This is a genomic window from Kocuria sp. CCUG 69068, from assembly GCF_020833785.1.
Classification (GTDB): Bacteria; Actinomycetota; Actinomycetes; order Actinomycetales; family Micrococcaceae; genus Kocuria; species Kocuria rosea.
Genome location: NZ_PDDL01000173.1, coordinates 1 through 4,327, shown reverse-complemented (window position 1 = coordinate 4,327; position 4,327 = coordinate 1). Strand labels below are relative to the sequence as shown.

Genomic DNA, 4,327 nt, shown 5'->3' with positions numbered 1-4,327 from the left:
CGGCGCAGGCGCAGGCCGTGCTGCGGCTGCTGGGCCGGATCGTGGCGGAGCGCAGCGACGCGGAGTGGCGCGTGGTCGACCTGCTCGTGCCGGGGGCCCGCGGCCAGCAGAAGGCCGTGGCCGCCGAGCTCGGCATCTCCCCGCAGGCGGTCTCCAAGGCGGTGGCCCGCTCCCTGTGGCAGGAGGAGCAGGACGCCCGGCCCGCGGCGGCCCGGCTGCTGGGCCTGTGCGAGCCGGCCCGGGGCGGCCCGGCGGGCGGGGCTCAGGGCTCGACGATGAACCCCTCGGAGATCATCCACTCGTAGGCGACGTCGGCCGGGTCCCGCCCCTCGACGTCCACCTGCCGGTTGAGCTCCTGCATCACGTCGTCGGTGAGCGCCGCGGCGATCGGCTCCAGGACCTGCTCGAGCGCGGGGAACTCGTCCAGCAGCTCCGTGCTGAAGACGGGGGCGGCGTTGTAGGCGGGGAAGAACTGCCGGTCGTCCTCGAGCACGGTCAGGTCCAGGGCCGGGATGCGGCCGTCCGTGGAGAAGACCTCCCCGAAGTTGCACTCCCCGTCGTCGGTCGCCGAGTAGATCGCGCCGGTGTCGTAGATGCCGATGTTGCCCTCGGGCACCTCGCTGCCGCGGTCCAGGCCGTAGTGGGCCAGCAGGGGGGTCATCCCGTCGCTGCGGGAGTTGAACTCCGACTCCACGCAGAACGTCCGCTCGGCCACCGGCAGGTCCGCGATGTCCGAGACGGTCGCCAGGTCGTTGGCCTCGGCGTACTCGGAGCGCACGGCCATGGCGTAGGTGTTGTTGAGGGCCGCCGGGGCTCCCCACGTCAGCCCGTTGCCGAGGTCCTCCTCGTACACGGCCCGCCACTGCTCCTGCTGGTCCGGGATGCCCTCCGCCCGCCCGAGGTAGGTCAGCCAGGCCGTGCCGGTGTACTCGAAGGTGAGATCGGCGTCCCCGGAGAGCATGAGCTCGCGCACCGGCTGGGACCCGGGCACGTTGGTGATGTCCTCGGTCTCGAAGCCGGCGGCCTGCACCGCGAGCACCCCGATCTTGCCGAGGATCAGCTGCTCGGTGAAGTTCTTGGACGTCACCCGCACCTCGGTCCCCTCCGCGCCCTCGACGGGCCGGATGGAGCCGGGCGCGGCGTCGGGCACGTAGGCCGTGGACGGCTCGAGCCCGCAGCCGGTCAGCAGCAGGCCGGCGCAGGAGAGCAGCAGGGCGCCGCCGGCGGCGCGGGAGGTTCTCATCGCAGTCCCTTCGGCCGCGCGACGTGCTCCACGACACGGCCGACCCAGTCGATGGCGAGGGCGAGCAGCGCCACGAGGATCGAGCCGGCGATCAGCACCCGCACGAGGTTGAGGTTGACCCCGGTGGTGATCAGCAGCCCGAGCCCGCCGCCGTTGATGAACGTGGCGAGGGTCGCGGTGCCGACCACCAGGATCAGGGCGGTGCGCACGCCGGCCAGCATGACGGGCACGGCCAGGGGCAGCTCGACCCGGAACAGGACCGCGGCGGCGCTCATCCCCATGCCCCGGCCCGCCTCGACGAGGCTGCGGTCCACCCCGTCGAGGCCCACCATCGTGTTCTTCAGGACGGGCAGGATCGCGTAGACGATCAGGGCGACCACGGCCGCCCGGAAGCCGAAGCCGAACCAGAAGGCGAACAGGACGACGAGGCCCACCGCCGGGGCGGCCTGGCCGACGTTCGCCAGCGCGATGACCGGGCCCGTGAGGAAGCGCAACGGTCTGCGGGTCAGGAGGATGCCGACCGGGATCGCGATGAGCAGGACCACCACCGTGGCCACGACCGTCAGCTGCAGGTGCTCCAGGGTCAGGGCCCACAGCGATGCGGGGCTCAGGGTCACGGCCTCCGTCTCGGTGAGCTCCGCCGTGGTCAGCCAGAGCACGAGCAGGCCCAGCGCCGCGAGGATCGCCACGGGCTGCAGGAGCAGGCCCTTCCAGGTGCGCTGGTCCGGGTCGGCCGCGGCCGGGCGTGACACGGGGTCGTCGGCGGGCTCCGGCTCCGCGGCGGCGGGGCGCTCGGTCTGTGCGCTCATCGGTCCCCGCCTCCCGGGCTCGCGCTGACCGCGGGCATCTCACCCGTGTTGTGGCCGAGGGGCGCGTCCTCCGCGGCCACGGCCCGGCGGGCCTCGGTGATCGCGGCCATGACGGTCTCGACGTAGATGACGCCCTCGAACCGGTCCCGCGGCCCCACCACGAGCGCCGCCCCCGTGCTGGAGACGAGCATGGTGTCCAGCGCGTCGTTGAGCGTGGAACTCGTGCCGACGAGGGGCAGGCGGTCGTTGTGCTCCCCGGGAACGATCCCGAAGCGCTCGAGCTGACGGCGGGAGGGCCAGGACAGCGGCCGGCCGCGGTCGTCGACCACGACGACGTCCCGGGTGCCCGCCTCGTCGACCCGCCCGAGCACCGCCCGGACGTCCTCGCCGGGGCGGGTGGTCACGGCGGGGACGAGGTCGACCTCCCGGACCCGGGTGAGGGTGAGCTGCTTGAGCCCCGCGCCCGAGCCGATGAAGTCTTCCACGAACTCGTCCGCCGGTTCCGCCAGGACGCGCTCCGGGGCGTCGTACTGGACGATCCGGGCGCCCTCGTCGAAGACCGCGATCCAGTCGCCGAGCTTGACCGCCTCGTCGAAGTCGTGGGTCACGCACACGATGGTCTTCTGCAGCTCGTGCTGGATGTTGATGAGCTCGTCCTGGAGCCGCTGGCGGGTGATGGGGTCCACGGCCCCGAACGGCTCGTCCATGAGTAGCACGGGCGGGTCCGCGGCCAGGGCGCGGGCCACCCCGACGCGCTGCTGCTGGCCCCCGGAGAGCTCTCTCGGGTACCGGTCGCGGTAGACGGCCGGGTCGAGGGAGACGAGCTCGAGCAGCTCGTCCACGCGGGCGGCGATGCGCTGCTTGTCCCAGCCGAGCATCTTCGGGACCATGCCGATGTTGGTGGCCACGCTCATGTGCGGGAACAGCCCGCCGGCCTGGATCACGTAGCCGATGCCGCGGCGCAGCTCGTCGCCGTTCATCGAGGTCACGTCCTGGCCGTCGATGACGATCCGGCCCTCGGTGGGTTCGATGAGCCGGTTGATCATCTTCAGCGTGGTGGTCTTGCCGCAGCCGGAGGGGCCCACGAGCATGACGATGCTGCCCGCGGGGATCTCCAGCGTCAGGCCGTCGACCGCGGCCTTGGCCTGCCCGGGGTAGCGCTTGGAGACGTTCTCCAGCAGGATCCGGGCCCCGGTGACGGATGAGTCTGTACGGGGGGTGGTCACGGAGTCAGACACGGATACCTCGCGATGTGGTGAGCCGGCCGAGCAGCACGAGCAGCCCGTCCAGGATGAGTGCGACGACGATGACGGCCACGACGCCGGTGACGACCGACGCGAAGGAGTTGGCGCCCCCGAGCCGCGACAGGCCCGAGAAGATGAAGCCGCCCAGGCCGGGGCCGAGCACGTAGGCGGCGATGGCGGCCACGCCCATCACCATCTGCGCCGAGACCCGCATGCCGGCCTGGATGACCGGCCACGCCATCGGCAGCTCCACGCGCAGGAAGGTCGCCGCCCTGCTCATGCCGAGCCCGCGCGCCGCCTCAACGGTGGCCTGCGGGACCCCGGCGAGCCCCACGAGCGCGTTGCGCAGGACGGGGAGGACGGCGAAGAAGGTGACGACGACGACGGCGGGGGCCACCCCGAAGCCCAGCGGGGCGATCAGCAGGCCGATGAGCGCGAAGGACGGGATGGTCAGCCCCACGGCCGAGACGTTGTTGGCCACGGTCGTGAGCCGGGGCGAGCGGTAGCACAGCGCCGCGAGGGCCACCGCCAGGACCGTGGCCAGGACCAGGCACTGGACCACCAGGGAGAAGTGCTGCCAGCTGGCGAAGAGGATCTGTTCCCACCGGTCGGAGACGTACTCGATCACGGCACACCCTTCGGTCGTCGTCGATGACGTGGTCACCCGGCCTGGCAAGAAGGCTAGCACTCCGTTCGCATGGAGATGGCCCGGATCACACCTGCCCGAGCGCCGTCGGTGCTGTTGTCGGGCGGCGCGCCCGTTGGCAGACTCGGGGCATGACAGAGCCCCGGGACAGGTACGACGTGGTGGTGATCGGCGGTGGTCCGGTCGGCGAGAACGCGGCCGACCGCGTGGTGCGGGGCGGTCTGAGCGCCGCGCTCGTCGAGGCGGAGCTCGTGGGCGGGGAGTGCTCCTACTGGGCGTGCACGCCCTCGAAGGCGCTGCTGCGCCCGGGCGCGGCTCTCGAGGCCGCCCGCGGAGTGGCCGGGGCGGCCGAGGCCGTCACCGGCCCGCCGGACGCGGCGGCGGT

5 protein-coding genes and 1 pseudogene are annotated in these 4,327 nt (G+C 72.6%); 2 read left to right on the top strand and 4 right to left on the bottom strand.

The annotated features are described in order from the left end of the window. Positions 1 to 305, top strand: a pseudogene (locus tag CRM73_RS18340) (hypothetical protein); the annotation flags it as partial. Here CRM73_RS18340 and CRM73_RS18335 read toward each other — a convergent pair. Genes CRM73_RS18335 through CRM73_RS18320 form a run of 4 tightly spaced genes read right to left on the bottom strand, consistent with a single transcriptional unit; the run spans position 263 to position 3,924 of the window. Further along, on the bottom strand, positions 263 to 1,243 hold the full coding sequence (locus CRM73_RS18335; RefSeq protein ID WP_035926006.1) for a glycine betaine ABC transporter substrate-binding protein: 981 nt from the start codon (positions 1,241 to 1,243) through the stop codon (positions 263 to 265). The pseudogene CRM73_RS18340 and the gene CRM73_RS18335 sit on opposite strands and share 43 nt — an antisense overlap. Next, a complete protein-coding gene (locus CRM73_RS18330; protein WP_229588695.1) occupies positions 1,240 to 2,052 on the bottom strand; it encodes an ABC transporter permease in 813 nt (270 codons plus the stop codon). The genes CRM73_RS18335 and CRM73_RS18330 overlap by 4 nt, the downstream gene beginning before the upstream one ends. Beyond that, positions 2,049 to 3,290 carry an ABC transporter ATP-binding protein gene (locus CRM73_RS18325; protein WP_229588694.1) on the bottom strand — a complete coding sequence of 414 codons (1,242 nt, stop codon included), beginning with the start codon at positions 3,288 to 3,290 and terminating at the stop codon, positions 2,049 to 2,051. The genes CRM73_RS18330 and CRM73_RS18325 overlap by 4 nt, the downstream gene beginning before the upstream one ends. Next, the gene (locus tag CRM73_RS18320) at positions 3,283 to 3,924 is read right to left on the bottom strand and encodes an ABC transporter permease (protein ID WP_017832050.1); all 642 of its coding nucleotides are present in this window, start codon (positions 3,922 to 3,924) and stop codon (positions 3,283 to 3,285) included. Before CRM73_RS18320 ends, CRM73_RS18325 begins: the two co-directional genes overlap by 8 nt. Before the next feature lie 149 nt (positions 3,925 to 4,073). On the opposite strand from CRM73_RS18320, the gene CRM73_RS18315 reads away from it, so the two are divergent. Next, positions 4,074 to 4,327: FAD-dependent oxidoreductase (locus CRM73_RS18315; RefSeq protein WP_229588693.1), on the top strand; the 254-nt coding region annotated here is incomplete at its 3' end.